Annotated in this window: 19 protein-coding genes; 7 read left to right on the forward strand and 12 right to left on the reverse strand. The window is 63.6% G+C overall.

The genetic code is table 11. The features are described 5' to 3' along the window. Positions 1–11 precede the first annotated feature (11 nt). The 4 genes from GRS80_RS02460 to GRS80_RS02475 all read right to left on the reverse strand — a co-directional run bounded on the left by GRS80_RS02460 (position 12) and on the right by GRS80_RS02475 (position 5,421). Positions 12–1,214 (reverse strand): PQQ-binding-like beta-propeller repeat protein, encoded by a 1,203-nt coding sequence (locus GRS80_RS02460; RefSeq protein WP_160046173.1) that lies wholly within the window; start codon positions 1,212–1,214, stop codon positions 12–14. A gap of 448 nt (positions 1,215–1,662) precedes the next feature. Beyond that, the gene (locus GRS80_RS02465) at positions 1,663–2,877 is read right to left on the reverse strand and encodes a CaiB/BaiF CoA-transferase family protein (RefSeq protein ID WP_160046174.1); all 1,215 of its coding nucleotides are present in this window, start codon (positions 2,875–2,877) and stop codon (positions 1,663–1,665) included. Positions 2,878–3,255: 378 nt separating this feature from the next. Beyond that, entirely contained in the window at positions 3,256–3,774 is a 519-nt protein-coding gene (locus GRS80_RS02470; RefSeq protein WP_235019612.1) for a hypothetical protein, read from the reverse strand. Between the two features lie 72 nt (positions 3,775–3,846). After that, positions 3,847–5,421 (reverse strand): solute carrier family 23 protein, encoded by a 1,575-nt coding sequence (locus GRS80_RS02475; RefSeq protein WP_160046175.1) that lies wholly within the window; start codon positions 5,419–5,421, stop codon positions 3,847–3,849. A 282-nt stretch (positions 5,422–5,703) separates the two neighbouring features. Here GRS80_RS02475 and GRS80_RS02480 point away from each other — a divergent pair, with 282 nt between their 5' ends. Further along, entirely contained in the window at positions 5,704–7,593 is a 1,890-nt protein-coding gene (locus GRS80_RS02480; RefSeq protein ID WP_160046176.1) for a CocE/NonD family hydrolase, read from the forward strand. Between the two features lie 17 nt (positions 7,594–7,610). Here GRS80_RS02480 and GRS80_RS02485 read toward each other — a convergent pair whose 3' ends face one another. Then, positions 7,611–9,365: a methyl-accepting chemotaxis protein gene (locus GRS80_RS02485; RefSeq protein WP_160046177.1), complete on the reverse strand. Its 1,755-nt coding sequence runs from the start codon at positions 9,363–9,365 to the stop codon at positions 7,611–7,613. 218 nt (positions 9,366–9,583) lie between these two features. Between GRS80_RS02485 and GRS80_RS02490 the strand changes: the two genes are divergently transcribed. Next, complete coding sequence (locus GRS80_RS02490; RefSeq protein ID WP_160046178.1) at positions 9,584–10,819, forward strand: M20 family metallo-hydrolase; 1,236 nt, start codon at positions 9,584–9,586, stop codon at positions 10,817–10,819. 86 nt (positions 10,820–10,905) lie between these two features. Here GRS80_RS02490 and GRS80_RS02495 read toward each other — a convergent pair whose 3' ends face one another. After that, entirely contained in the window at positions 10,906–12,288 is a 1,383-nt protein-coding gene (locus GRS80_RS02495) for an amidohydrolase family protein (protein ID WP_160046179.1), read from the reverse strand. Between the two features lie 374 nt (positions 12,289–12,662). Between GRS80_RS02495 and GRS80_RS21050 the strand changes: the two genes are divergently transcribed. Beyond that, positions 12,663–14,516, forward strand: coding sequence for an aldehyde ferredoxin oxidoreductase family protein (locus tag GRS80_RS21050; RefSeq protein ID WP_160046180.1), 1,854 nt, complete (start codon positions 12,663–12,665; stop codon positions 14,514–14,516). Positions 14,517–14,547: 31 nt separating this feature from the next. Here GRS80_RS21050 and GRS80_RS02505 read toward each other — a convergent pair whose 3' ends face one another. Beyond that, complete coding sequence (locus GRS80_RS02505) at positions 14,548–15,711, reverse strand: MFS transporter (protein ID WP_160046181.1); 1,164 nt, start codon at positions 15,709–15,711, stop codon at positions 14,548–14,550. 124 nt (positions 15,712–15,835) lie between these two features. Here GRS80_RS02505 and GRS80_RS02510 point away from each other — a divergent pair, with 124 nt between their 5' ends. Then, positions 15,836–17,206, forward strand: coding sequence for a nucleobase:cation symporter-2 family protein (locus GRS80_RS02510; RefSeq protein ID WP_160046182.1), 1,371 nt, complete (start codon positions 15,836–15,838; stop codon positions 17,204–17,206). 17 nt (positions 17,207–17,223) lie between these two features. Here the strand turns inward: GRS80_RS02510 and GRS80_RS02515 are convergent, their stop codons facing one another. Continuing rightward, entirely contained in the window at positions 17,224–18,267 is a 1,044-nt protein-coding gene (locus tag GRS80_RS02515; RefSeq protein ID WP_160046183.1) for an alcohol dehydrogenase catalytic domain-containing protein, read from the reverse strand. Positions 18,268–18,404: 137 nt separating this feature from the next. Between GRS80_RS02515 and GRS80_RS02520 the strand changes: the two genes are divergently transcribed. After that, positions 18,405–18,830, forward strand: a complete 426-nt coding sequence (locus GRS80_RS02520) for a universal stress protein (RefSeq protein ID WP_160046184.1) — start codon at positions 18,405–18,407, stop codon at positions 18,828–18,830. Between the two features lie 109 nt (positions 18,831–18,939). On the opposite strand, the gene GRS80_RS02525 is transcribed toward GRS80_RS02520, so the two are convergent. Together GRS80_RS02525 and GRS80_RS02530 are read right to left on the reverse strand one after the other, a co-directional pair. Next, positions 18,940–20,229, reverse strand: a complete 1,290-nt coding sequence (locus tag GRS80_RS02525) for an amidohydrolase family protein (protein ID WP_160046185.1) — start codon at positions 20,227–20,229, stop codon at positions 18,940–18,942. A 68-nt stretch (positions 20,230–20,297) separates the two neighbouring features. Continuing rightward, complete coding sequence (locus GRS80_RS02530; RefSeq protein ID WP_160046186.1) at positions 20,298–21,059, reverse strand: cyclase family protein; 762 nt, start codon at positions 21,057–21,059, stop codon at positions 20,298–20,300. Between the two features lie 265 nt (positions 21,060–21,324). On the opposite strand from GRS80_RS02530, the gene GRS80_RS02535 reads away from it, so the two are divergent. Beyond that, complete coding sequence (locus tag GRS80_RS02535) at positions 21,325–22,215, forward strand: xanthine dehydrogenase family protein subunit M (RefSeq protein ID WP_160046187.1); 891 nt, start codon at positions 21,325–21,327, stop codon at positions 22,213–22,215. Positions 22,216–22,243: 28 nt separating this feature from the next. After that, positions 22,244–22,759 carry a carbon monoxide dehydrogenase subunit G gene (locus GRS80_RS02540; RefSeq protein ID WP_238386811.1) on the forward strand — a complete coding sequence of 172 codons (516 nt, stop codon included), beginning with the start codon at positions 22,244–22,246 and terminating at the stop codon, positions 22,757–22,759. Positions 22,760–22,969: 210 nt separating this feature from the next. Here the strand turns inward: GRS80_RS02540 and GRS80_RS02545 are convergent, their stop codons facing one another. Then, the gene (locus GRS80_RS02545; protein ID WP_343161414.1) at positions 22,970–25,468 is read right to left on the reverse strand and encodes a xanthine dehydrogenase family protein molybdopterin-binding subunit; all 2,499 of its coding nucleotides are present in this window, start codon (positions 25,466–25,468) and stop codon (positions 22,970–22,972) included. Between the two features lie 2 nt (positions 25,469–25,470). Then, entirely contained in the window at positions 25,471–25,983 is a 513-nt protein-coding gene (locus tag GRS80_RS02550; protein ID WP_149080740.1) for a (2Fe-2S)-binding protein, read from the reverse strand. Positions 25,984–26,072 lie beyond the last annotated feature (89 nt).

Here is a 26,072-nt window from a genome sequence, read left to right on the forward strand (position 1 = left end):
TTCAATGATTTCTAGGCTTCTTCCAGCGCATAGAGATGATGATCTCGAGAAGGGAGATAGAGAACACCATCTGCAACGGCAGTGGAACCACCAATTGTCTTGTCTTCATTAGGAGTGAACGACCACTGCTTTTCACCGTTATTTTTACTGATTCCGGATAGGGACTTGCCATCAATAAGATACACCATCTCGCTGGTTACTGCTGGTTTACCGTGCAGAATGGTATCAAAATCAATATACCATCTTTTCTGACCTGTTTCTGTATTAATTGCATAGAGATGTCCATCAAACCCAGAAATAAAGACAGTATTCTCTGAAACAGCAGGTCCAAACGAAAGTGGTCCTTCTGTCTCGAAAGACCACTCTTCTACTCCGTCATCAGCGTTAATCGAATATAGCTTGCCGTCCCCTGCACCGACATAAAGACTCTCTCCTTGGACAGCAGGCGACCCAGTTGACATATACTCCCCATTTTTGTTTTCAAATTCCCATTTAATCTCATCACGGGTAAGGTCGTGCGCAACAATGGAGCGCCTTCCACCACCAAACAAGACACCATCTTTTATTGCAGGTGCATCTGGCGTTTGACGATACCCTTCGAATAGAACCGACGACGATCCGGAGTCTCGATCGAGACCGATGAGCCTCCCTGAGTGATACGTGTAAATCTCACTGCCGTACGGAGCCGGGCTGTGTGTCGAATTGTCGAGTTCCTCTTCCCACAACTGTTCGCCGGAATCGGCTTCCAGTGCGTGCATCTTGTCGGGGACGCCGTGACTCGAGGCGTAGACGATCCCATCGATGACAGTTGGTGATGGGGTAGCACGCATGTTCAACTCGACCGCCCACTCGGTTGATCCGGTTTGGGAATCTACTGCGTATAGATATCCGTCGCGACAGCCGGCGTACACAGTCCCATCGACGACGGCCGGACTAGAAACAAAGCGGCCATCCCCCTCGAGTCGCCATCGAACTTCCACGTCGTCTACTGGGCCGTCGCCGTCGGGCTGGTACCCGGTGTTCTGGAGGTCGGCGCCGAACATCGGCCAGTCGCCGCTCGAGTCGTCGCCGAGGTTGAGCAATCCGTCGTCGGTAGTTTCGCTCTCGTCGTCGGTTTCGTCGTCGCTCGCACAGCCTGCGAGCATCGTAATCCCCGCTGTACCGGCACAGACGCCGAGCCACTCCCGGCGTGAACGGGGTCGGTTATCGCCCATATTATCTACAACGACTATCCGTCGAATAAATAATATTTCGGTTGGCTATTACCGAACAGGAGGATAGGAAAGCATATTTACCAACTATTTGATTACTCAAATGATATGATTGTAGAATGATGTAGATCTCGAGTACTACACTGGTCGAAGACCGATACCGAATCGATCGATACTCTCATTTGACTTTCGTCGAAGGTACGGTTACAATCTGGAAGGTGAGGGTCGATTCGAGGAGTTCGTGCTGACTACGAATTCGAACTCGTCTGTTCACCGTCTCGAGCGAATATCTAAGTCGAGCTACGAGTGGTTTGATCCGATAACCACTATTTTCGATATATGTGTATTTTTGGTATATCGTCTGTCATCGGACGGAACGTGGTCGTCACTGATCCGGATCGACCTCGAGTCTGCGAGAGGCCTCGAAAACGGGGCCAGGTTCCGTGAAACTCTATTTCGATTCGTCGTCGCCGAACGCACCCCGCTCCTCGAGGTCGTCGAGCTCGGCCTCGTCGTAGCCGAGATCCTCGAAGACTGCGCGATTGTGCTCGCCGAGCCGTGGCGGGGGCGACTCGAATCCGCTCTGGGCACGACCGTAGTTGAGCGGGTGTTCGACGACCGGAATCTCTCCGCGTTCGGGATCTTCGATCGTCGTCGTCGCGCCGCGGGCCTCGGTCTGTTCGTTGTACAGTGCGTCCTCGACCTCGAGGACGGGGCCGGCCGGCACGCCGGCGTCCTCGACGAGGATCGACATCCAGTCGTCGGTCGTCCGCTCACGGAAGGTCTCCTCGAGTTCGGCCTCGAGTTCGGACATGTGTTCGACGCGATCGCCGTTGGTTTCGAAACGGTCGTCCTCGGCCAGTTCGGGCCGGTCGATTGCCTCACAAAGCTGTCGCCAAAGTTTCTGGTTCAGACAGGCGACGTTGAGATAGCCGTCTTCGGTCTCGAACGTCTGGTAGGGTGCGAGGACGGGATCTTTGGTTCCCATTCGGGACGGCGACTCGTCGGCGAAGACCTTCCCGGCCTGTTTGGTGAGCCAGGGTAAGACGGCGTCGAGCATCCCGAGGTCGATGTACTCGCCTTCGCCGGTCAGTTCGCGCCGGTAGAGGGCGTTCGAAATCCCGAATGCGGCCCACATCGCCGTGATGAGGTCGGTCATCGGGAGGCCGACCTTCACCGGTCGGCCGTCGGCTTCGCCGGTGACACTCATCACGCCGCTCATCCCCTGGATCATCAGGTCGTAGCCAGGCCGTTCGCGCCAGGGACCCGTCTGTCCGAACGCCGAGATCGCACAGTAGACGATCTCGTCGTTGTGCGAGCGGATCGTCTCCTCGTCGACGTCGAGACGTTCTGCGGTTCCGGGACGGTAGTTCTGGAGGAAGACGTCCGCCTCGCTCACGAGGTCGTAGAGCGCTTCGCGTCCGGCTTCGGTCTTGAGATCGAGTTCGACGCTCTTCTTGCCGTAGTTGACAGTCCAGAAGTACGGTGATTCGCCGTCGATAAACGGCGGCCCGGAGTGGCGGTTGTCGTCTCCTGCGCCCGGTCGTTCGATCTTGACGACGTTAGCGCCCTGGTTGGCGAGCATCAGCGAACAGAATCCGCCGGTGACGAACGTCGTCAGATCGACGACGTTTATGCCCTCGAGAATACGCTCGTCGGTAGTCATGTACTGACAGGGGGATTGGTCCGCCAAGAGAAAAACCTTCGGTTTGAACCATCGTTGAGCCATTTCCGGGCCGTTCCCGCATTGGGCGCCACCATCCGAAATAGCTCGAAGTCGGTGAGAACGAACTCGGCGACGGTTACTCCACGAGTACTCGCGGAGTCGACTTCGGGTCAAGCGTCGTCTCGGAGGCCAACACCGGCGAACGACGGGCGACGGGACAGAGTTGCGTGGCCGTGTCGCCCTCGAGCGGGAGTGGGTCGTCGTGATCGGAGACGTCGAGGGAGATCGTGAGCAGAGATGACGAAGTAGACCGTCTTGATTCGATCAGATAGCCCGTTGAGAAGAACGAGAACCGTGTCTGTGACGCGGGAGCGACTGTTATCCGGGTTCGTGTATCTCTTCTCGGCTTCGCTCTTCGTTCGGCCGTTCCTGATCCCGATTTCGACGACTCTTTTCGCCCTCCCGTTGTGTTTCTTGCTCGGCTCTGGCCGCGTCGATCGCCGGCTCGAGTTCGTCGTAGAGGGCGTCGACGTCCTCGGGAAACACTTCGACCGGCTTCGCCTGGCTGTGGGTGTGAATGCGGACGCGATCGCGGTGACGATAAGTGCGGTAGACGCTCCAGAGACCGAACGCGGCCAGGCCGACTCCGACGAAGGCGTTCTCCGAGATCGAGTAGAAGCCAAATCCGGCGAGCGAGAGACTCATCAGGGTGAGAAACCAGTTGAACGACTCGTGGGCAACTTCGCTGACGTTGGTGTACGGAACGCTCACGAGTTCGTCGGGTCGCCGGACGAGAAGGCGTCGATCGGTCACAGCGATCTCGTCACCCGACCGGAGATCGCCGCGATAGTGGAGGTGTTCACCCGTATCGAGATCGAGACCGGTTCGGCTCGGCATTACCATCACTCGACGAGCGCCGGTCATCAAACTTTCCCTGGGCCACCGAAAACGGGGCGGCGAACCGCGCAGTTAGTCCGCGCTATCGACTGGTTGCTGATCGTCGGAGGAGCGGAGTTCCTCGAAGAAGGTGACGAACTCGTCCTCGTCCTCGGCGAGTTGCTCCCACTGTGCGAGCCCGCGTTCCTCTTTGGTTCCTTTGACCGTGTTGTCGAGGACAAACGCGACGATACCACCGATGGCCATCGTGGTCGAACCGAACACGAAGATCGTGTCGGAGATGATCTCTTGACCGAGAATTGGTCCGATGAGCGTCGCGCCCGAGGTAATTTCCTGGAACTCGGCCGCGCCGCCGACGTTCGCCATGTACTCCGGAATCGCGAGTCCGATGAAGAGTGCGATACCGATGATGAAGACGTTACGCGAGGCGTCCAGGTCGACGTACTTCAGGTTCGACAGACCGACTGCGGCGATCTGTCCGAACATGGCGATGTAGAGTGCGCCGACGATCGGTGACGGGATCGTGGTGATCGCGGCACCGAAGTAGCCGACGAACCCGACAAGCAACATGACGATCGCACCGATCTGGACGACGTATCGTGAGGCGACGCCGGTGATACCGATCGCACCGATGTTCTCACCGTAGGAAGTCGATCCATTCCCGGTTCCCATGATACCGGCGATCACGTTACCGACTCCCTCCATTCCGATACCGTGGTTGATGCGTTTCTCACTCGGCGCACCGACGCCGGCGATCCGGGCGACGGCGTAGTAATCGCCGAGACTCTCGATCATCGAGGCGATGATACCAGCGAATATGCCGACGAAGAACGCAACGGTGAACTGCGGCATACCCCACTGGAGCGGGTAGATGACCTGAATCGCAGACGCATCTGCGATTGCGCCGAAGTCCACGTACCCGACCGTTTCCGGGCTGTAGACGCCGACCGCGGAGAGCACTGCGGCGAGGCCCCAGGCGACGACGATTCCCAGCAGGACCGGGAACAGTTTCGCGTAGCGGCTGTACTGATTGAGGTACTGCGAGAACAGCACGATCAGGAACAGGGTCAGCCCCAGCAGCCACCAGTTCTGATCCGGTCTCGTTACGTCGTTGACGCCGATCAGCGAAAGACCGATCAGAACGATCACCGGCGCGATCACGACCGGTGAGAGGTAGTACTTGAGTTTTCCGAGTGCACCGACGTATCCGAGCGCGATCTGGACCGCTGCAGCGGCGATGATCGCACCTTGCAACTCGAGGATCGTCACTTCCCAGCCGACGCCCTGTGCGCCGAGCGCACCGATAATCGCCAGCGCCGGTGCAAGCAGCGCGAAGGTCCCCCCCTGGACGATCGGGTACCGGTTCCCGACCGTCGTCTGGAGTAGTGTCGCGACACCTGACACGACGAAGAACGTGCCGACGAGCCGTGCGGTCTCCGCGGCGGGCATCTCCATCGCGCCTGCGAGGATCAGCGGAATCGCAACGGTTGCGCCGATCATCGTCAAGTAGTGTTGTATGCCCAATAGGACCGATTCTCCCAGTGGTGGTTTGTCTTCGATTCCGTACTCGACGAACGACGCCTCTTCGCGTGAGGGCTCGCCGCCGTCCGTTCTCAGTTCGTCAGTTGTATCGGGTTTCTCTGTCATGGATTCCCTCTCTGAATGTACCGTTACCGTGGCGAGTGTTCACACCCACGCCGGTATACGAAGTAAAACCCAACGGCGCATACATAAAGATACCGACGGTCGAATCACCACACGCACCCTCAAATCGGTAATCCGACACCCCTATTTAATAGGTTGCGTTCACTCAGAACCGGGATTTCGAACGAAATGGGCGGGAGACTACATCGAACGCGGAACGAGTAGCGGGACTCGAGGAGAACCAGAGGAATAAACTATTACAGTTCGACTACGACGGTACGCCTGATGGTCTCTCAGCCCGAGTATGCGGTAGCGGCCGAACTGAACGTCACGGTCGAAACCCGTGACGGCGTCGAACTGGCGACAGACGTGTATCGTCCGGCGGATCCCGACACCGGCGAACCGATCGAAGAGCCCAAACCCGCCCTGCTCGACCGGACGCCGTACGGCAAACGCGGCCGGATGGAGCGCCACGGCGAGTGGTACGCGAAACGAGGGTACGTCGTCGCGATTCAGGACTGTCGCGGGCGCTTCGACAGCGAGGGGGAGTACTACATCTTCGTCAACGAACCCGAAGACGGCTACGACACGGTCGAGTGGCTCGCAGACCAGGCCTACTGTGACGGCCAGGTCGGCACGATCGGCACCTCCTACGGTGCGTGGGTCCAGTCCGCACTCGCGACCCAGGATCCACCCCACTTAGAGGCGATGTTCGTCAATCAGGGTGCCGCGAACGGTCGGAAGGCGACATTTCGCCACAACGGGACGTTCGAACTTCGCTGGCTGTGCTGGGCGCTCACGCTCGGTGGCGGATTCGCAAAACGGGCCCTTGAGGATTCCGACATCCAACAACGGCTCGCAAACACCGACGTCAGGGCGCTTCTCGAGGACGGCCCCCTCCACCAGGGCGAGTCACCGCTTCGGCACATCCCCGACTACGAGGAGTGGGCGTTCGACATCATGACCCAGGGATCGGCCAACGACGAACTCTGGCAGGAGCCTGGCGTCAACTTCGAGGCCTACTACGAGGAGTCGGCAGACGTCCCGACCGTCTACGCCGGCGCGTGGTACGACTCCTACACGAAGGCGACCTGTGACAACTTCGAGGCGCTGGCCGAGCGAAAGGACAGCGATCACTATCTGCTGATGGGGCCGTGGACCCACGGCTGGAACACCTACCCGCTCCCGTCGTGGAACAAATCGTACTCCGGGGAACTCGAGTTCGGCGAGGAAGCGCTCAGGGAGTACCAGGAGACGCGGCTTCGCTTTTTCGACCACTACCTCAAAGGGGAGGACACCTGGAGCGACCAACCGACCGTCGAGTACTTCCAGATGGGGACCGGCGACGGCTCTCGGAGCCGCGACGGGCGGCTCTTCCACGGCGGCGAGTGGCGATCGGGCGAGGAGTGGCCACTTCCGGACACCGAGTTCGAGAGCTACTACGTCCACGGCGACGGGCGTCTCTCGACGGAGAAACCGACCGTCGACGATGCGTCGACGACCTACACGTTCGATCCGCGCGATCCCGTTCCGACGGTCGGCGGCAACTGCTCGTCGTACATCACCTACGAGCAACGCGAGGAGAACATCCTCGAGTATCCGCTCTCCGAACGCAAGATGGTGGATCTCACCGGCCGCGGCGGCTTCGACCAGCGAACTCGGCCCGACACGCTCGGTGCCGAGGCGCCGTACGGACCGCTCGAGGAGCGCGACGACGTGCTCGTCTACCGGAGCGACCCGCTCGAGGAGGACCTCGAGATCGCCGGGCCAATCCGCGTTCGCGTCTATGGATCGACCGACGGGCCCGACACCGACTTCACGGCAAAACTGATCGACGAACATCCCCCGAGCCCGGAGTTCCCGAACGGGGCGGCGATCAATCTCTGTGACTCCGTCTGTCGCGGTCGCTACCGAGGCTACCGCGACGAGCCCGACCTGCTCGAGCCCGGCGAGATCTACGAGTTCTACATGGAGCCGTATCCGACGGCGAACGTGTTCAAGGAGGGCCACCGCATCCGTCTGGACATCTCCTCGTCGAACTACCCGCGCTACGACGTCAACCACAACACCGGCGGACCGCTGTACGGCGACCGCGAGTATCGCACTGCGACGAACACCGTCCACCACGACGCCGAGTTCGCGACGCACGTCGAGCTGCCCATTCAGCCCCGTTAACTCCCGGAATATCCCGCTCAGCTCCCGATATCTCCCTGTTCCTCCGTCTCGAGTTCGAACGCGGCGAGCGTCGCTTCCATCTCCGCGGCCATGTCGTCTACCGTCTCGGAGACGTCGACGACGCGCTCGACTGTGTCGATCTGCCGGTCGATGCTCGTCGAGACCGACGCCATCTGCGTTTCGATCTCGTCACTGCGCTCCGAGAGGTCGCGAACGATCTCCTCGACGGTCTCGGTGGTCGCCGCCTGTTCGCTCGCCGCCTGCGAAATCGTTCGGATCTCCTCGTCAGTTTTCCCGACTGCCGTCTCGATCTCCTCGATGTGGTCGACGACCCCCTCGACGGCATCGGCACCGGTTTCGACCGTTCGATTGCTTCGCTCGATCGCGGTCATCGTCTCCTCGATCCCGGATCGGAGATCCTCGAGGCCGTCGGCGATCTCCGCGACCGACGCTTTGGACTCGTCGGCCAGTCCCTTGATCTCGTCGGCAACGACGCCGAAACCGTCGCCGGAGCCGTCGGCGTGGGCGGCCTGAATGTTGGCGTTCAACGCGAGTAAGTTGGTCTGATCGGCGATGTCCGCGATCAGGTCGGCCATCTCGCCGATCGCGTCCATCCGGTCTTCGAGCCCGCGGACGTGCTCGACGTTGTCCTCGGAGGCCGCCATCGCCTCACGGATCCGCTCGAGGGCCGTTTCGGCGTCCTCGACGCCTTCCTCCGTTCGGTTACTCGCCGTTGCGGCGTGGTCTTCGATGCGGGTCGCGTTCCGAGAAATTTGTTCGACGGCGGTCGCGAGGGTGGCGACGTCCTCTTTGGCGACGGTCGCCTGTTCTGCCTGTTCGCTCGCCATCTCGTCGACGGCGTCGCTGGCGTCGTCGATCTCGGCGGTCGCCGTCGTCGTCTGCTCGCCCGCGTCGACGAGATCGTCGCTGATCTCGGCCAACCGTTCGGCGGTGTGTCGTGTATCGACCAGTGCGTCGTTGACGTCTTCGATGGCTCCGCTCAGATCCGCGGCCATCCGCGAGAACCGGTCGTATGCCTCTCGGATCTCCTCGTGGTCGGCGTCGGGTTCGGGTATCTCGGGTTCGACGGTAAAATCACCCCGACTGAGTCGGTCGGTCCACCGCTCGAAGGCTGCAATCACCTCGTTCTGGTACGCTCGGTACTCCTCTAAGGTATCCTGTCGGTCGAGTGCCTCCACGCGCTCGGAGACGTCCCGATTGATCTCGATCGCGCCGGCGAGTTCACCCGTTGCGTCGAACAGCGGGAAAAACGTGCGGCTGACATGGACGATCTCGTCGTCGACCTCGACGACGCCCTCGAGGTCCTGAATCGCCTCGCCGGTGTCGAGGACTTCGCGCATGACGGAGTTGTCGGCTTCGTCGTACTCGAACAGATTCGTCCCGGTCAGTTCGCCCGGAACCCGCCCGAACAGATCGCGACACTCCCGGTTCGAGTGTGTGAAATTCCCCTCGGCGTCGACGACGAAAATGGGATCGGTGGAGCCTCGCAGGTAGCTGACGATGATCGACTCGGCGGTCGCGTGCCCGAACGGAGAGCCCTCGGCTGGCCGTTCGACGTCCCCCTCGGAGTCCACCACCCCGTTGCCGACGGTATCCCAGTCGGAGACGTCGACCGTGGTGGCCTCGTCCGCGTTTTCGACCTGGGATGCGTTCTCAGCGGTTCCGCTCTCGGCGGATATCGAATCGGTTTCGGATCCGCTTTCCTCCGCCGGGTCCGTACTCCCGAACACGGACAACATCGAGTAGCGCATACGTATCACGAACTATAAATCAACTTAAATCTGTTCGCCGGTAATTATCCGAACAGTTCGTTCGGTCCCGCTCGCAGATTCCCGAATTGTCCGCTCGAGAACCGCTCGTACGACCGAACGGCGGTACGCCAGTCCGATGGTTTGTCCCCGTCGTCGCCGCTAGGCGGGGCGTCCCGCTCCGAGACAACACTTATGATATTTCTGTTCGATGGTATCGTATGACACTGTCACTCGAGCGAGAGCGGTTCGTCGAAACGATGCGCGAACAAGCCGAGATCGGCGCGACCGAAGGCGGTGGACTCCACCGCCTCGCGCTCTCCGACGAAGACAAGGAGATACGAGACTGGTTCCGGGCGCAACTGGACGCCCTCGGTCTCGAGGTTCGAATCGACGAGTTCGGAAACATGTTCGGCCGCCGTGAGGGGACCGACCCCGATGCGGATCCCGTCCTCGTCGGCTCGCACCTGGATTCCCAGCCCTACGGCGGCATCTACGACGGCGCACTCGGCATGATCGCCCCACTCGAATTGCTCCGCACCCTCGAGGAGGAGGGCCTCGAGACCCGCCACCCGATCGAGATCGTCAACTGGACGAACGAGGAGGGATCTCGGTTCCAGCCCGCGATGCAGGGAAGCGGCGTCTGGATCGACGAACTCGACCTCGAGACGGAGTACGCAAAGACCGACGAGGACGGCAACAGCGTCCGCGAGGAACTCGAGCGGATCGGCTATCTGGGCGATGAGCCCGCCGAGCCTGGCGAGTACGAGGCGTACTTCGAGTTGCACGTCGAGCAGGGGCCGTACCTCGAACTCGAGGGGGCCGACGTCGGCGTCGTCACGGGCGTCGTCGGCTTCTACTGGGGCGCGACGACCTTTTTCGGCGAGGCCGACCACTCGGGGCCGACGCCGATGCACTACCGGTCTGACGCGCTGGTCGCTGCGGCCGACGTGATCACGGGCGTCCGTCGAATTCCGGGCTCGCTCGGGGACCGAACGGTGGGGACGGTGGGATACGTCGACGTCGAGCCGAACTCGATCAACATCGTTCCCGACGAGGTGACGATCACGTGGGGCTTTCGTGACCCTTCCGACGAGATCGTCGACGAAGCGAAAGCCCGGGCGCTGGCAGAGGTCGAAGCCGCTGCAGAGCGGGAGGGCGTCGACTACGAGTCCGAGAAACGCATGCGATCCGAGAGCGTCGACTTCGCCGACCGCTGTATCGAGGCGGTCCAGACGAGCGCTGACGACCTCGGCTACGACAGCATGCAGCTGTACAGCGGCGCGGGCCACGACGCCGCCCACATGAGCAAGGTAATGGATACGAGCATGGTGTTCGCGGTCAGCGAGGACGGCAAGAGCCACACCGAAGAGGAGTTCACGAGCTGGGACGACTGTTATGCGGCGGCGAACACGCTCGCGAACGCGGTGGTTCGGGTGGCCGAACTCGAGGAGTGACGCCGACTCGAGACGCAGTGAACTGGCTCAAATAACGCGCGGAACGACCCAGCGAATCGAACGAAAACGGGGGGTGGAATCGTCGGTTAGAACGCCCAGTCGGTCGACTCGCGTTCGACGAACTCGCCGTGGCCGTTGTCGGCGACGATCTCGCCGTCGTCGGCGACGAGTTCGCCGCGGACGAACGTCCGTGTGACGCGGCCGGTCACCTCGCGACCCTCGTAGATCGAGAAGTCGGCGACTGAAGCGTTGTCCTCGGCGGTGATCGTGTACGTCTCGTCCGGGTCGAAGATCACGATGTCGGCGTCGGTTCCCGGATCGAGTGTCCCCTTCCCCGGCAGGCCGAAGATCCGCGCGGGGTTGTACGAGAGCGCACGGACCAGGAACGGATAGGAGAAGCCACGCCGGTTGACCGCCTCGTCGTGGAAGACTGGCAGGTTCGTCTGGAGTGCGTTCGCGCCGAACTTGCTGTCCCACCAGTTGTCGACTTGCTTGCTCTCTTTCGTGTAGCCACAGTGGTCCGTCGAGACAACGTCGAGCGTCCCGGCCGCGAGGTGTTCGAACATCGCCTCGATGTCGTCGGGTTTCCGGATTGGCGGCGCGATCATCGGCAGATTTCCGAGTTCCTCGAAGATCGAGTCGTCGAGGGTCGTGTAGTGGGTACAGGTCTCCGCCCGGAGCATCTCCGGACCGTACTCCTCGCGGTAGTCCGCGAGCACCTCGGCCGACTGGCGACAGGACGTGTGGATGCCGTAGTACCGACAGCCGGCTTCCATCGCCATCCGCGCGGCGGCGTCGGCCGCGATCGCCTCGGCGTAATCCGGCCGCGATTTCGGATACCACTCCGGATCGCCTTTCCCTTCCTCCTGGAAGCGAGCCGTCCGCTCGTCACAGATCGTCGCCTCCTCTGTGTGTAACACCGCGAACGCGTCCAGATCCGCGAGCGCGTCGAAGACACGATCCATGAAGCCGTTCTCGAGGCCGAACTCGTAGGCGGTAAAGAGCTTGATCGACGGCACGCCCGCGTCGACGACCGCCTCGAGTTCCTCGAAGACGGCCGGATCCTGGCGGGTGATCGCACCGTGGAGGCCGTAGTCGACGACGGCGTCCTCGGCTTTCGCCCGCTTTCGTTCGATTCCCTCGAGTATCGTTCCCGGCTCCTCCCAGTCGGTCATCTCGCCGACCCAGGCCTGCCAGGCGAAGTCGATGTAGGTCGTCGTCCCGCCCAGCGCCGCCGCTTTCGTGGCCGTCTCGTACGTGTCGAACGAGAACATGTCGTCGATGTGAACGTGTGGATCGATCACGCCCGGCATCACGAGCGACCCCGTCGCGTCGATCGTCCGCGCTGGCTCGGGCATCGACTCGCTGTCGCCGACGGCGACGATCCGTTCGCCGTCGATCGCGACGTCCGCTTCGATCGTATCCGTCGGTGTGACGACCGTTCCGCCCTGAATGAGTGTCTCTACCATACTCCGACAACGTATCAGACGCCGATAAAAGTTCGTACCCGTTTCGGAGCCGAGAGACCTCGACGGATCGATAGACGAGCGGACACGGGTGATGGACGTCCACGCGCGGACCGATAGACAACATCGGTGGGTCGAGTCGACGGAACCAATCACGGTCGTGCCACGTCGGACCAAACCTTGATTAGTGCGAGTACCAACAGACAGACCACGATGGGCACTGACGGCACGGATTTCGGCGGACTGACTGAACGAGCAATCGTATCTGCGATCGTCGAGCGAGTCGACGAGACCGACGGAACCGGAACGGGAGGCGGCCGGTCGAGGGCTCCGAGCGGCCGAGCGACTCGAGTCGGGGCCGCCGTGGGGGTAGCGTCGTGAGCGAACTCCCGTCCGTCTACGGCGGCGAGATCCTCCACGTCGACCTCGAGTCCGGCGAGAGTGAACGCGAAGAGATCGATCCCGAGCAGGCGAGAGCGCTGCTCGGTGGAAACGGCTTCGCCGCGGCGCAGGTACGCGAGCACGTACCGACCGACGCGGGACCGTTCGATCCGGAGAACGTCGTCGTCTTCGCGGTCGGGCCGATGAACGCGACGCCGTTTCAGAGCACGAGTCGGGGCGTCGTCGGTTTCGTCAGCCCGATGACGAACGGCTTCTTCGACAGCACATTCGGGGGGACGTTCCCCCGCGCACAGAAGACGACCGGGTTCGAAGCGATCGTCCTCCACGGCGAAGCGCCCGAGCTCTCCACCGTGGTCGTCGACGAGCACGGAGCGACGGTCGCGGCGGCCGACGGTCTGGCGGGGGTCGATACCTACGAGACGTGCGAGGCAGTCCGCGAGCGCGAAGAGGGCGACGACGAAGACGACGTTCACGTGATCGCGGCCGGCCCCGCCGGCGAGAACCTGGTGCGTTACGCGTGTCTGGTCCACCGCGGTCGCGACCGGGAGGGGGTTGCCGGCCGCGGCGGCAGCGGAGCCGTCCTCGGTTCGAAGAACGTCAAGGCCGTCGCGATCCGGGAAGGCTCGTTCGAACCCAACGTCGCGGACGAATCGGCGTTTCGCGAACTCACGGCGAGCCGAATGGGCCCGCTGATGGAAGAAACCCAGATGCTCACCGACTACGGTACGAGCGGTCTCGTCAACCCGATCAACGAGATGGGGAAACTCGGGATGCGAAACAACCAGTACGAACAGGCCGACGACGAGTTCGCGGAGGCGGTAAGCGGCGAGACGCTGGAGGCCGAGTACGTCAGCGAGGACACGACCTGCGCCAACTGTGCGGTCCGCTGTGGAAAACACGTCACCGTCCAATCCGAGGGGATCACGGAGGCGAAGATTCCGGAGTTCGAGAGCCTCTTTGCCACCGCGACGATGCAGGAAGTCGACGACATCAAGCGCGTGATGAAGGCGAACGATCTCTGTGACCGCCTCGGAATGGACACCATTAGCTGGGGCGTCACTGTCGCCTTCGCCCGCGAGTGCGCCGAGAACGGACTGCTCGAGTCCGACTCCCCGCACCTCGAGTTCGGCGACGCCGACGGACTGGTCGAACTCGCCCGCCGGACAGCGGCCCGCGAGGGAGTCGGCGACCAACTCGCCGAGGGCTCGTTTCGGATCGCGGAGGCACTCGAGGACGAATCGGAGCGGTACCTCCACGGCGCGAAGGGTCTCGAGTTCGCCGCCCACTCGCCCCGCGGGCTCAAGGGGATGAGTATCGGCTACGCGACGTCGACTCGCGGCGGCTCCCACCACGACACGCGGCCGACGCTCCAGTACAGCGGGGAACACGACGAGACGACCGAGGGAACGGCCGAGTTCGCCGCCCGCTCCCAGCACTTCACCGCGCTTGGCGACTCGTTGACCCAGTGTCGGTTCGTCAGCGAGGGCGGCTGGGGCAAACGGATCGACGACCGCTACCGGGACGCCCTCGAGGCCGCGACCGGCTGGGAACTCACCACCGAGGACGTCGAGGAGATCGGCGAGCGAATCTACACCCTCGAGCGGACGATCAACGTCGAACGCGGTATCGCGAGCCGCGAGACGGACACGCTTCCCCACCGTGTCATGCACGAACCGATCCCCGACGGGCCGGCCGCCGGCATGCACTGTCCGCCCGAGGAACTCGAGGCGATGATAGAGGAGTACTACGCGTTCCGGGGCTGGGACGAGGACGGAACGCCGACGACCGAGACGCTCGAGCGCCTCGACCTCGACGAACTCGCGGGCTGACGGTCCCAGGCTCGCTCGAGACGGGGGATCGTCACCGTCCGATCGCCCCCATCCACAGGAGCCAGATCGCGCCGACGGTCACCCCCATCGCGGCGAAGCCCGCGGCGTAGCTCGCCGTCGCAGCGAGCAGCCAGCCGACGAGCCACGGATACGCGAGCGCGCCCCCGTTACCGACCAGCAACATACCCGAGAGTGTCACCCCCGGATCGTCCGCGAGTTCGGAGAATGCGAGACTGAACAGCGGGCCGAAGGGGATACCGAAGCCGAAGCCGGTCAAGACGAGTCCGGCGGCGATTCCGCCGGCCGAGTCGGCGTCGATCGCCCACGCTAGCCCGACGAGGACGACCGCGAGTCCGAGCAACGTCCCCGCGACGGTCGCTCGTTCACCGTAGGCACGCGACAGCCAGCCGCCGAGGCCGCGCCCGAAGACCGTCGCCAGCGCAAACCCGACCAGCACTGCGGTTCCCGGAAGCGGCGAGCCGGTGAGCACCTCGGCGTACCACGTCGATGCGACCATCAGAAAGCCGAACGTCGCCATGTTGCCGAGTCCGAGTGCGAGCCCACTAGCCGAGGTGAACGGCTCGAGATACGACCGAAGCGTCGTCCCCCCGGTTCCGGTGGTAGGGGAGAGTCGTACCGTCAATACGCCGCCGACGACCGCGATTGTCGCTGCGACGGCTGCGGGGGCACCCGGGCCCACAGCGGGAACGGCGACCGGGCCGGCTGCCAGTCCAAGGGCCAGCCCGAGGGTAAACAACGCGCCGAGCATTCCCTGTGCGGTGGCGGTGTCCGCGCCGCTGGTCCGTAATCCGACGTACTTCATACCGGCGACGAACGCCGTTCCCTGCCCGAGTCCGAGCACGAGCCGAGAGGCGTACGTGGTCTCGAGCGTGACGACCGCACCGAGTGCGATGCCGGCGCCGGCGACGAGCAGTCCGACGGCGGCAACGCGCTCGACAGACGCACGCCGGGTCAGCCGGTCGGCCGGAACGACGGCGACGAACTGGCCCAGCAAGAACAGCGTCATGCCAAAGCCGGCCGCGTCCGGCGAGACGCCGCGGGCGATAAGCACCGAGACGTACGCGCCGTAGCCGCCGACGGCGAGTCCAAGACCGAACAATCCGGCACCGATCGCGCCGATCGCGACCCACGGCAGCGGTCGACCCTCGCTCGCGGTCGCCGTCGACATATCCATCGTCACGTTGATGCAATCATTCGGGTAAATACGTTACGGAGCCGTGTTGCCTCCCAGAACGTGTGAACATTCAAATAGTTTCCGGAAGCTATATGAGAGTTCTGTTTCGAGACGTAGTCGTGTCATGAGTACTGATACCCAGCCACACGAAGAGGGGAAGGCGGAGTTGATCGAGTACGACATCGACGACGAACCACCGCTACAGGAGGCGATCCCACTCGGCATTCAACATCTGCTGGCGATGTTCCTCTCGACGGTCGCGTTGCCGCTCGTGATCGCCGGCGCGATCGGTCTCAGCCCGGGCGAAACGGCGTTTATCGTCCAGATGGCGCTGCTGGTCGCCGGTCTCGCGACGATCGTACAGGTGTACTCAATCGGGCCGATCGGGGCGCGACTTCCGATCGTGATGGGGACGAGCGCGATCTTCGTCGCACCGCTGATCGATATCGGGAACGCGTTCGGCCTGGCGGCGATCTTCGGTGCAGTAATCGTCGCCGCACCCGTCGAGATCGTCATCGGCTACTTCTACGACGATCTCCGACGATTCTTCCCGCCGCTCGTCACCGGGGTCGTCGTCATGCTCGTCGGACTGACGCTGATCCCGACCGCGATCGACTACTCCGCCGGTGGACCCGGCGCGGAGACGTACGGCAACCTCGAGAACCTCGCCCTCGCAGGACTGGTGTTCGCGGCGGCGATCGGCTTCAACCAGTTTTTCGACGGGTTGCTCTCGATCTCGAGCGTGTTGATCGCGGTCGTGATCGGCTACATCGTGGCGATCCCGCTCGGATTGCTCGATCTCTCCGGCGTCGCCGAGGCAGGGTGGATCGCCGTCCCAATGCCCCTCGAGTTCGGCGTCGAGTTCCACCCGAGTGCGATCCTGATCGCTGCGTTCGCGTACGTCGTCACGTCGATGGAGACGATCGGCGACGTCGAGGGAACGACCGGAACCGTTGGACGGCAAGCGACAAACGACGAGATGCGCGGCGCGCTGTACGCCGATGGCTTCATGAGCATGTTCGCCGGGCTGTTCAACGCGTTTCCGAACACCTCCTTCTCGCAGAACGTCGGACTGATCGGCTTTACCGGCGTCGCGAGCAAGCTCGTGGTGGGAATCTGTGGCGTCTTCCTCGTGATACTCGGGCTCATCCCGAAAGTCGCCGAAGTCGTCGCAGCGATGCCCGATCCCGTCCTCGGGGGGGCGGCGGTCGTCCTGTTCGGGATGATCTTCTCGATTGGGCTCCGGATCGTCGCCAACCGGGTCGACCTGAACCGTCGAAACCTGACGATCGTCGCCGTCTCGGTCGTCCTCGGCGTCGGCGTCGAAGTTCGGCCGGATGCGATCGCTCAGTTCCCCGAGGACGTCCAGGTGTTGCTCGGCTCCGGGCTACTCGTCGGCGGGGTCACTGCGCTCGTGTTGAACGCGATCCTTCCGGGTGACGGCCGTACCCGACAGGGGCCGACGCAGGTCGAGGAGACGGAACGATCGGGGTGAGATCGGCGACTCGACGCCTACGGCTCGAGGACGACCGTTCCGTGGCTCTCACCGTTTCGAATCCGCTCGTGAACGTCGGGGACGTCCTCGAGACCCACGCTATCGGTGACGATGGGATCGATCCGACCGTCGGCGAGCAGTCGGGCGGCGCGGACGACCTCCTCTTTCGTGGCGTGTCGTGAGCCGACGATCGACGCTTCCTTGACGACGAACTCCTTCAGCGGCGGCGCGAACGACCGCTCGTGGTGCGTGGTCAGCGTGACGATCTGGCCGCCCATCGCGAGCGCGTTCCAGGCGTCCTCGAGCGTTGCCGTGTCGCCGACCGTGTCGACGACGACCGTCGGCCCGTCGCCGCCCGTCGCCTCGCGGAGGCGATCCGCGACGTCCTCGCCACGGGCGTCGATCGGTTGGACGGCGTCGCTCGTCACCGCATCGACGTGCTCGAGGCGGTCGTCGTCGATTTCGGCGGCCAGCACGCGGGCACCCCTGAGCGCCGCCAGCTGCGAGAGGTGAATGCCGATGCGGCCGGCCGCGCCGATCACCAACACGGTGTCGGCGTCGGAGACGTCGGTTCTACGACAGACGTGGAGTGGCGTCGCGAGGCCGTCGGTGGCGATCGCTCCCTCGCGGAAGCTCGCGCCGTCGGGGAGTGGGAGGACGTTCGAGGCCGGAATCACCGCCTGATCGGCGTACGCGCCGTCGCAGTTGACCCCGTACCAGCCGCCGAAGTCGGTACACTGGTTGGTGTCCCCGCGCCGGCAGGCGTCACAGTTGCCACAGGTGAGATAGAAGTACGCCAGCACGCGATCGCCCGGGCTCACGTCGTCGACGCCGTCGCCCACCACGTCGACGACGCCGGCGAACTCGTGGCCAGGGATTCGCGGCGTGAGGTCGGGGTCGTCGGCGAGTCCGCCGCGGATCGCGTTCTCGATCGTTCGGGTGACGCCGCAGGCCCGCACGTCGACGCGGACCTCGCCGGGGCCCGGCTCCGGTTCCGGCACCGATTCGATCGAGAGCGATCCGTTCCACTCCTCAAGCACACACGCGTTCATCATTGTCATATGTTCACGCACACCCACTCGAGGGACCTTAAACCATCGACTTCCCCGTCCGGTCGAAATTCGACTGCTCCGGGGCTCGTTTCCGACGTTTCGGAAGTCGGCAAAACGCTAAGTTACTGGAGTGTTAACAGGTAGCTATGCCAGACAACATCCTGGTACCAGTCGACGGCTCGGAGCAATCCGAGGAGGCCTTCGAGTACGCCATCGAGACGTTTCCGGACGCGACGATCACGGCGTTTCACGCAGTCGAAGCCGGACAGGGGGATCTCGGAACGTTCTCCGGCATGACGGGCGACATTCCGGACGACGAACCCAGACTCGAACACTCCGAGGAGATCCTCGAAGACGCACGGCAGCGAGGCGAGGAGACAGGGACAGTGGTCGAAACCAAACGCGGCCGAGGTCGCCCCGACCGGCTGATCGTCAAACTGGCCGACGAAGGCGAGTACGACATGGTCGTCATCGGCAGTCACGGCCGCGACGGCGTCTCGCGAGTGTTGCTCGGAAGCGTCGCGGAGAAAGTCGTCCGCCGATCGCCGGTTCCGGCTCTCGTCGTTCGGTAGCTTCGGACCACACGGATCGGTCCGCTCCCGACAACTATACTCAGTTGACACCGACTGGAACGCGACTCGAGAACGTCACCGAGCACTATCGCTAGTGGCGTCCCAAGCACTAGCAGCCCAGCCCGACCGTCGACTCGACCTCGGTCTCGGCTACGACCGCTCCCTCGTGGACCACCCGTCGGGGCGGACGGCCACGCCTGAGCGCCTCGTGGCGACTCCCGACGTCACTCGAGAAGACGTTGAACGTCGCCGGATTTCCGGGTTCGATCCCGTGTTCGACTCCGAGAATCGACGCCGCGTTCTCGGTCACGAACGCCCACGCGAGCCGCCGCTCTGCCGCGGTCGTGAGCTGTGCCGCGTGGGCGGTCAGCAACGCCGTCTCGAGCATGCTTGCCCGTCCGTAGGGGTAAAAGCCGTCGAGCAGACAGTCCTGTCCCGCGGCGACCGTGACGCCCGCCTCGACCAGTTCATCGACCCGCGTGATCCCGCGGCGTTTCGGGTGGGCGTCGTGGCGGCCCTGCAGGACGAGGTTCGTCGGCGGATTCGTGATCGCCGACAGGCCGGCCTCGGCGACGAGGTCGATCACCCGCGCCGCGTGCGGATCGTCGTAGGCGGCCAGCGCGCAGGTGTGGCCCGCCGTCACCGACCGGTCGAACCCCCGATCGATCACCTCGGCCGCGAGGTACTCGAGTGATCGCGCCGCGGGGTCGTCGGTCTCGTCGACGTGCATGTCGACGCCGACGTCGTAGCGTTCGGCGAGGTCGAGACAGACGTCGACGTGTGCGCGCCGGTCGGCGTCGGTTCGCTCGTTGTCCGGCATGCCGCCGATCAGGTCTGCGCCCGACTCGAGTGCGCGCTCGAGTAAGTCGGCGGTCCCCTCGTCCTGTCCGATCCCTTCCTGGGGGAAGGCGACGATCTCGACGTCGGCGACGTCGACGCAGGCCTCGCGGGCGGCGACGACGCCCTCGAGCGGCGTCAGGCCGCCGATTGTGTCCACGTCGACGTGGGTCCGGATGCGCGTACAGCCGTTGCGGACGTGGGCCTCGATCGCCCGGATCGCGCGGTCGCGGACGTCTTCTCGCGTGTAGTCGGCTTTGCGCTCGTGGATGCTCGCGATGGCCTCCGCGAGCGTTCCCGACTCGTTGGGCGGGAGGTCGGGTGCGACGTAGGCCTTGTCGAGGTGGACGTGGGGATCGACGAATCCGCCGGCGACCAGGCCGCCGTCGGCGTCGATCGTCGTCAGTTCGTCGCCGTTCACGTCGGGGACGCCGTCCGGCCCGGCGTCGTCGCTCTCGGTTGTGATCGATTCGATTCGGCCGTCGGAGACGACGACGGTCGTCGGCTCCCGTCGATCCGGTACCGTCGCGTTCCGGACGACGAGGTCTGACTCGAGGGTCATAGCTCCACCTCGTCGACCGGACTAAAAAACGTTGATCCGCGAGACCTGGTGCGTGAACGCGACGCAGGTTATTGCTTGAACGCGACGCAACGACAGACGCTCGACTCGCCGCCGCGGAACCGCCACGGGAAGGTGCCGATCTGGACGCGTTCGTTGAGCAGTTCCTCCGGCACCTGGGCGTTCTCGACGTGGATGATTCCCTCCGGGAAGAGTTCGGTGTGCATCAGCTGGTAGCCCTCCGGCGGGAAGATTTCGTCCAAGTCGTCGACGCCGAGGTGGTCTGCCGCCTCCTCGGCGAGCTCCGGTCGAATGTCTCGGATGACCGTGTTCATCGGGTGGTCTGCACTCCCACAGTCGAGGATGAGATAGTTGATCTCCATCTCTTTACACCACTCCGCGAACTCGGCGTTCGGGCCCGGGTGTTTACAGAAGAACCGATGTGGATCCGCGTTCTCCGTGTGCCAGGCGTACTCCTGGTAGCCGGTGTGGACGAACAGGATGTCTCCTTTCTGGACGTCACAGACGTCCTCGATCATCTCGCTCGTGTAGACGTCGTAGTCGCCGACCTTGTCGGAGATGTCGGCGACGACTGCGTCGCCGACGAGTTCGTCGAGACCGACGGATTCGATGTCCCGGCCGTGTGCGACGAAGTGTTTCTCGCCGTCGAGGTGGGTCCCCGTGTGGTTCATGAACTCGATCTTCTGTCCATTTACCTTCTCGGTGTCGAGACTCTTCTCGTACCACACTTTCGGGTTGTCGTAGGTGGGCCACGCCGGCGTATCCTGCGACCACGGCTGTGTCAGGTCGTACATCTCGTAGCCATCGAGCATAGCGGAAGATGTGTGGCTGTCCACTTAAAGATGCAGTAACCGACCGGGTTCTTCCGGTTCGATCCCGCCGGCTCGTCTCGCGCTGGGACGGTGCACCAACACTTATTAGTCCGCTACGGTAATCAACACGGTGTCCGTGTGATAGTCACATGAACACCCGCACCACACCCCAGTATCGACGCAGTATCTTCCCACCCGTCGACGGCCAATCGAGGTCGACGGCCGTCCGGCGACGAGCCGACACCTCGAGCCGTCACGGTGAGCTATGAAACCGGCACCGTTTACTCACCACCGACCGGAGACCGTCGAGGACGTCCTCGAGTTGCTCGCCGAGTTAGAGGATGCCGAACTCCTCGCGGGCAACCAGTCGCTGGGGATCGTGATGGCAAACCGGCTCGCGACGCCGGACCACCTCGTCGATCTGAACGGCGTCGACGAACTCGCCTCCATCGACGAGCGAGACGACGAGATCCGGATCGGCGCGATGACGAGTCACCGAACGCTCGAGCGTTCGGATCGACTCGCCGAACTCGTTCCGATGCTCCCCGAGGCCGCCGAGCAGATCGCCGGCCCCTCGGTTCGCAACCAGGGGACGATCGGCGGGAGCATCGGCGAAGCCGATCCGGCGGGCAACTATCCCGCGGCGCTGGTCGCCCTCGAGGGATCGCTCCACCTGCGCTCGCTCGAGGAGACCCGAACCGTACCCGCCGACGAGTACTTCATCGCGTACATGTTTACGGACCTTCGCGAGGAGGAACTGATCGAATCGGTCTCGGTGCCGACCGACCCGTTCCCGCCCGAGCGATCCGGGATGGCGTTTCTCGAACTCAAACGGGCCGCCCAGACCTGGCCGACCGTCAGCGCCGCGAGCGCGATCCGCGTCGACGATCCGTCCGCCGCCGACCCGATCGTCGAGGACGCCCGAATCGCGCTGGCGAACGCCGCCGACGTCCCCCTCCGCGTCGAGGACGCCGAAGCCGTCCTCGAGGGCGAACCGCTCTCCGAGAGCGGCCTCGAGGAGGTCGGCGAACTGGTGACCGACGCCGTCCATCCCGAAGGGGAGATGCACGCAGACCGAGAGTACAAGGAGGAAGTGGCCGGCGAGTACGCGGTACGCTCGCTCGAAACGTCGTACGAACGCGCGATCGATAGCTAATCGAGACCGAATACCACACGCTCACCCTATGTTAGAATTTACCGGCGAAAACGAGATGGAACAGTCGAAAGATGAACTCTGGCCGTACTTTACGGACACCGACGTGCTCGCGGAGTGTGCGCCGGGCTGTAAGGAGATGACGCTCAAATCTCCCCACGAGATCGAGGCGGTACTCGCCGTCGGCGTCGGGAGCGTCAAACCCGAGTTCGACGTCGACGTCGTCGTCACCCGGGCCGACCGGCCGGACGCCCTCGAGATGACGGCGGTGGGCCACGCCCCACGAAACGAGTTCGAGACGACCGCCGAGATGGAACTGCTGGAAACCGACGACGGCGGAACGACCGTCTCCTGGTCTGCCACCGCAGACGTTTCGGGAACGATCGCGAGCCTCGGCGGCCGTGCGCTGAAAAGCGTCACGAACCGCCTGGTCAAGAAGTTCTTCGCGGATATGCAACAGAAAGCCGACGAGGGCGTCGACGCCGAGAGCCAACTCGAGGCCGCCCCCGAGGACGCCGACGACATCTCCCTCGAGTCCGACGACTGATTGCGACTCCGTCTGGGAAAACCCATTTGCTGTGGCCGGCGATACTCGATTACCGGCGAGCGCCGAGACTCGAGTGCGATCGACGGCACACCGACTGGCGACACCCGAATCCAACCAACAGGGAGCGCCGAGACTCGCATCCGGCTGCGATGGTCGAACCCGCCGGTCAGCGGCAACTCGCGCGTTCGAAAAATCCCGGAGCGGGCGACGTTACTGATCGGCGTCGCGGACCTTCTTTCGGAGGTGGTCTGGCGCGACGGGGATGCGATCGGCCGGTTCGTCGATCTCGAGAGGGTCGAGTGCGGCGTTGATCGACGTCGCGATGCTCGCGGGCGCGTCGATCATGCCGCCTTCGCCGACGCCTTTCGCGCCGGTTTCGGTGTACGGCGACGGCGTCACCGTGTGTTCCATCTCGATCTCGGGAACGTTCTCGATCGACGGCAACAGGTAGTCAAACAGCGTGATCGCCTGTGGCTGGCCGTCGTCCTCGTAGCCGAACTCCTCGAGTAACGCAGCGCCGACGCCTTGAGCGATGCCGCCGTGGGCCTGGCCCTCGACGATCATCGGGTTGAGCATCGTCCCGCAGTCGCGGACGGTGTAGAATTTCAGGATGTCGACCTCGCCGGTCTCGACATCGACCTCGACGATGGGCGCGTTCGCGCCGAAGGCGGCCGTCGGGTAGACCGGGAACTTCCGTCGGAACGCCTCGTCGAACTCCTCGTGGTCGGTCGCCGGGTGGTCGTAGTTGTAGCTGACCTGGGTGAGTCGCTCGTCGCGGTCGGCGTCGATGTCGGCGAGGTCGGCAAGCGAGAGCGAGTCGTCGCCGTCGACCCGCTCGACGGAGCCATCGCGATACTGGACGCCGTCACTCGAGACACCCCAGTGGTCGGCCGCGAGTTCCTCGGCGTTCTCGAGGAGACGCTCGGCGACGCCGACAGTCGCCCCCGAGAGCATCACCGCCATCCGGGAGGCGGCGCTTCCGTACTCGGTCGGCGCGTCGACGCTGTCGAGGTAGTCGACCTCGATGTCACTCGGCAGGATCTCGAGTTCGTCGGCGAGCAACTGCGAGACGAGCGTCTGGTGACCCTGGCCGGAGGAGTCGGTTGCGAGGGACGCGCGGACGGTGCCGTCCGCACGGAGTTCGGCGCGGAGGTGTTCGGGCAGTTCCGCGACCTCCTCACGCGACCGTCCCTCGAGTTCCTCCCGGTCCGAGCGCTGACGGTCCGTCCAGTCGGAGCCGCTGACGCCGGGTTCGATGATGACACTCGGCTGGACGCCCCGGTACTTGCCCTCCTCGCGTTTGGCCCCGACGACTTCGGGGTCGAGGAGCCCGCCGTCGCGTTCGTCGTCGATGATCTCCTGGATTCGCTCGAGCGTCGCGGGGTAGTCCCCCGAGTCGTAGATGTTCTTCGAGGGGAGGGTGTAGGGCATCTGGTCGGGTTCGATCAGGTTCCGTCGGCGGAACTCGGTCGGGTCCATCCCGACCTCGCGGGCGGCCTCGTCGACGATCATCTCGAGGGCGTAAATGTGGGGATCGACGCCGAAGCCGCGGTAGGCGGTCTGGGAGGTCTTGTTCGTCAACGCGAGTTCGTACTCGTAGACGACGTCGTCGATCGCGTAGGAGTTGGTGACCACGGACAGCGGCTTCAAAACCTGGTTGACCGGGTACCGGGGGAACGCCCCGAAGTCGTCGACGAACCAGACGTCGAGCCCGCACATCGTCCCGTCGTCGTCGACGGCCATCCGCATCCGGTACTCGCGGTCCGAACAGTGCATATCGCCGCCCTGGAGGTTCTCGATCCGGTCCTCGACGAATTTGATCGGGCGATCGAGTTCCTTGCTCGCCATCGCGGCCAGACAGCAATAGCGGTGGATCGCGATCTTCGTCCCGTAGCTGCCGCCGACATCGGCGGGGACGTTCACCCGGACGTCGTCGGCGTCGTAGCCGAGGGTCTCGTAGATGGTGTCGTCGACGAGCGTGTGCAACTGGATGTTACAGTCGATATCGAACGAGTCGGTCTCGTCGTCGTAGGTCGCGACGACGCCCGCCGTCTCGAGTGGCACCCCGGAGATGCGTCCCCAGGAGTACTCGCCTTCGACGACGTGGTCGGCCTCCTCGAAGGTGGTCTCGGGGTCGCCGAACTCGATTCGCTCGCCGTCGATGACGTTCGTCCCGACGGATTCGTGGACGACGACCTCGTCTTCGCGTGCGGCCATCCCGTCGGCGACCGCCTCCTTGGTATCGTACTCGACATCGATCAGGTCTGCGGCGTCCTCGGCAACGTACCGGTTCGTCGCGAACACGGCGGCGACGGGTTCGCCGACGAACCGCGCGACGTCGCCGGCGAGCGACCACTCCTCGAGGGGTTCGACGCCGTCGTCGGTTTCGACCTCCGGGATGCCGGTCGGCATCGGGTTGTACTGTTCTTTGATGTCCTCGGCGGTGAGGACGAGTTCACACTCCGGATGGTCTTCGGCCTCGCTCGTGTCGATGTCGACGATTTCGGCGTGAGCGTGCATACTTCGCACGAGTGCCATATGGAGGCAGCTCTCCGGCGTGACGTCGTGGATATACTCGGCTTCACCGGTCAGGATGCGGTGGTCTTCGACCCGGGGGAGTCCCGTTCCGGTGAACGACTCGGACTCCGACTCGGCGTCGGCGTCCGTCTCGACGTTCGGTTCTGCGTCCGTCGGTTGCTGGGTCGACACGACTACTCACCTCCCTCCATTCGGTCGGCTGCACGTTCGACCGCCTCGTAGATGTTCTGATAGCCCGTACATCGGCAGATGTTGTCCGCCAGTCCCGTCTCGATCTCTTCGCGCGAGGGATCGGGATTCTCCTCGAGTAACTCCTTGGTCGCCATCACGAACCCGCTGGTACAGAACCCACACTGGAGGGCGTGGGTCTCGTGGAATGCCTCCTGAATCGGGTGCAGCGAGCCGTCCTCGGCGAGCCCCTCGACTGTCTCGATCTCCATGCCGTCCGCCTGAACCGCATAGGAGAGACAGCTCTTGACCGTCCGACCCTCCTGCTGGACGGTACACGCGCCACAGACTCCGTGTTCACAGCCGACGCGAACGCCGTGGAGTCCACACTCGTTGCGGAGGAAATCGGAGAGCTTGAGCCGCGGTTCGACCTCGGCGGTGACGGTCTCGCCGTTGACGGTCACGCTGATCTCTTCGGTAACGGGACCGTCGTAATCGCCTGTGCTATCCGTGCTCATGGAATACTAGTACGTTACTCGAGCGAGATATAAACGTTGTGCCGTACAGGGGTGGATCCGGTCGTCATCGAGAGGCAAGTCGAGGGCCA

This window comes from Natrialba sp. INN-245 (assembly GCF_009807105.1).
GTDB lineage: Archaea > Halobacteriota > Halobacteria > Halobacteriales > Natrialbaceae > Natrarchaeobius > Natrarchaeobius swarupiae.

Coding starts and splice junctions, on each gene's coding strand:
- GRS80_RS02470 (WP_235019612.1), bottom strand. CDS start 3,774: ATGCCGAGCCGAACCGGTCTCGATCTCGATACGGGTGAACACCTCCAC.
- GRS80_RS02480 (WP_160046176.1), top strand. CDS start 5,704: ATGGTCTCTCAGCCCGAGTATGCGGTAGCGGCCGAACTGAACGTCACG.
- GRS80_RS02540 (WP_238386811.1), top strand. CDS start 22,244: ATGTTAGAATTTACCGGCGAAAACGAGATGGAACAGTCGAAAGATGAA.
- GRS80_RS02485 (WP_160046177.1), bottom strand. CDS start 9,365: ATGCGCTACTCGATGTTGTCCGTGTTCGGGAGTACGGACCCGGCGGAG.
- GRS80_RS02495 (WP_160046179.1), bottom strand. CDS start 12,288: ATGGTAGAGACACTCATTCAGGGCGGAACGGTCGTCACACCGACGGAT.
- GRS80_RS02475 (WP_160046175.1), bottom strand. CDS start 5,421: ATGACAGAGAAACCCGATACAACTGACGAACTGAGAACGGACGGCGGC.
- GRS80_RS02510 (WP_160046182.1), top strand. CDS start 15,836: ATGAGTACTGATACCCAGCCACACGAAGAGGGGAAGGCGGAGTTGATC.
- GRS80_RS02465 (WP_160046174.1), bottom strand. CDS start 2,877: ATGACTACCGACGAGCGTATTCTCGAGGGCATAAACGTCGTCGATCTG.
- GRS80_RS02525 (WP_160046185.1), bottom strand. CDS start 20,229: ATGACCCTCGAGTCAGACCTCGTCGTCCGGAACGCGACGGTACCGGAT.
- GRS80_RS02530 (WP_160046186.1), bottom strand. CDS start 21,059: ATGCTCGATGGCTACGAGATGTACGACCTGACACAGCCGTGGTCGCAG.
- GRS80_RS02515 (WP_160046183.1), bottom strand. CDS start 18,267: ATGACAATGATGAACGCGTGTGTGCTTGAGGAGTGGAACGGATCGCTC.
- GRS80_RS02550 (WP_149080740.1), bottom strand. CDS start 25,983: ATGAGCACGGATAGCACAGGCGATTACGACGGTCCCGTTACCGAAGAG.
- GRS80_RS02490 (WP_160046178.1), top strand. CDS start 9,584: ATGACACTGTCACTCGAGCGAGAGCGGTTCGTCGAAACGATGCGCGAA.
- GRS80_RS02505 (WP_160046181.1), bottom strand. CDS start 15,711: ATGGATATGTCGACGGCGACCGCGAGCGAGGGTCGACCGCTGCCGTGG.
- GRS80_RS02460 (WP_160046173.1), bottom strand. CDS start 1,214: ATGGGCGATAACCGACCCCGTTCACGCCGGGAGTGGCTCGGCGTCTGT.
- GRS80_RS02520 (WP_160046184.1), top strand. CDS start 18,405: ATGCCAGACAACATCCTGGTACCAGTCGACGGCTCGGAGCAATCCGAG.
- GRS80_RS02535 (WP_160046187.1), top strand. CDS start 21,325: ATGAAACCGGCACCGTTTACTCACCACCGACCGGAGACCGTCGAGGAC.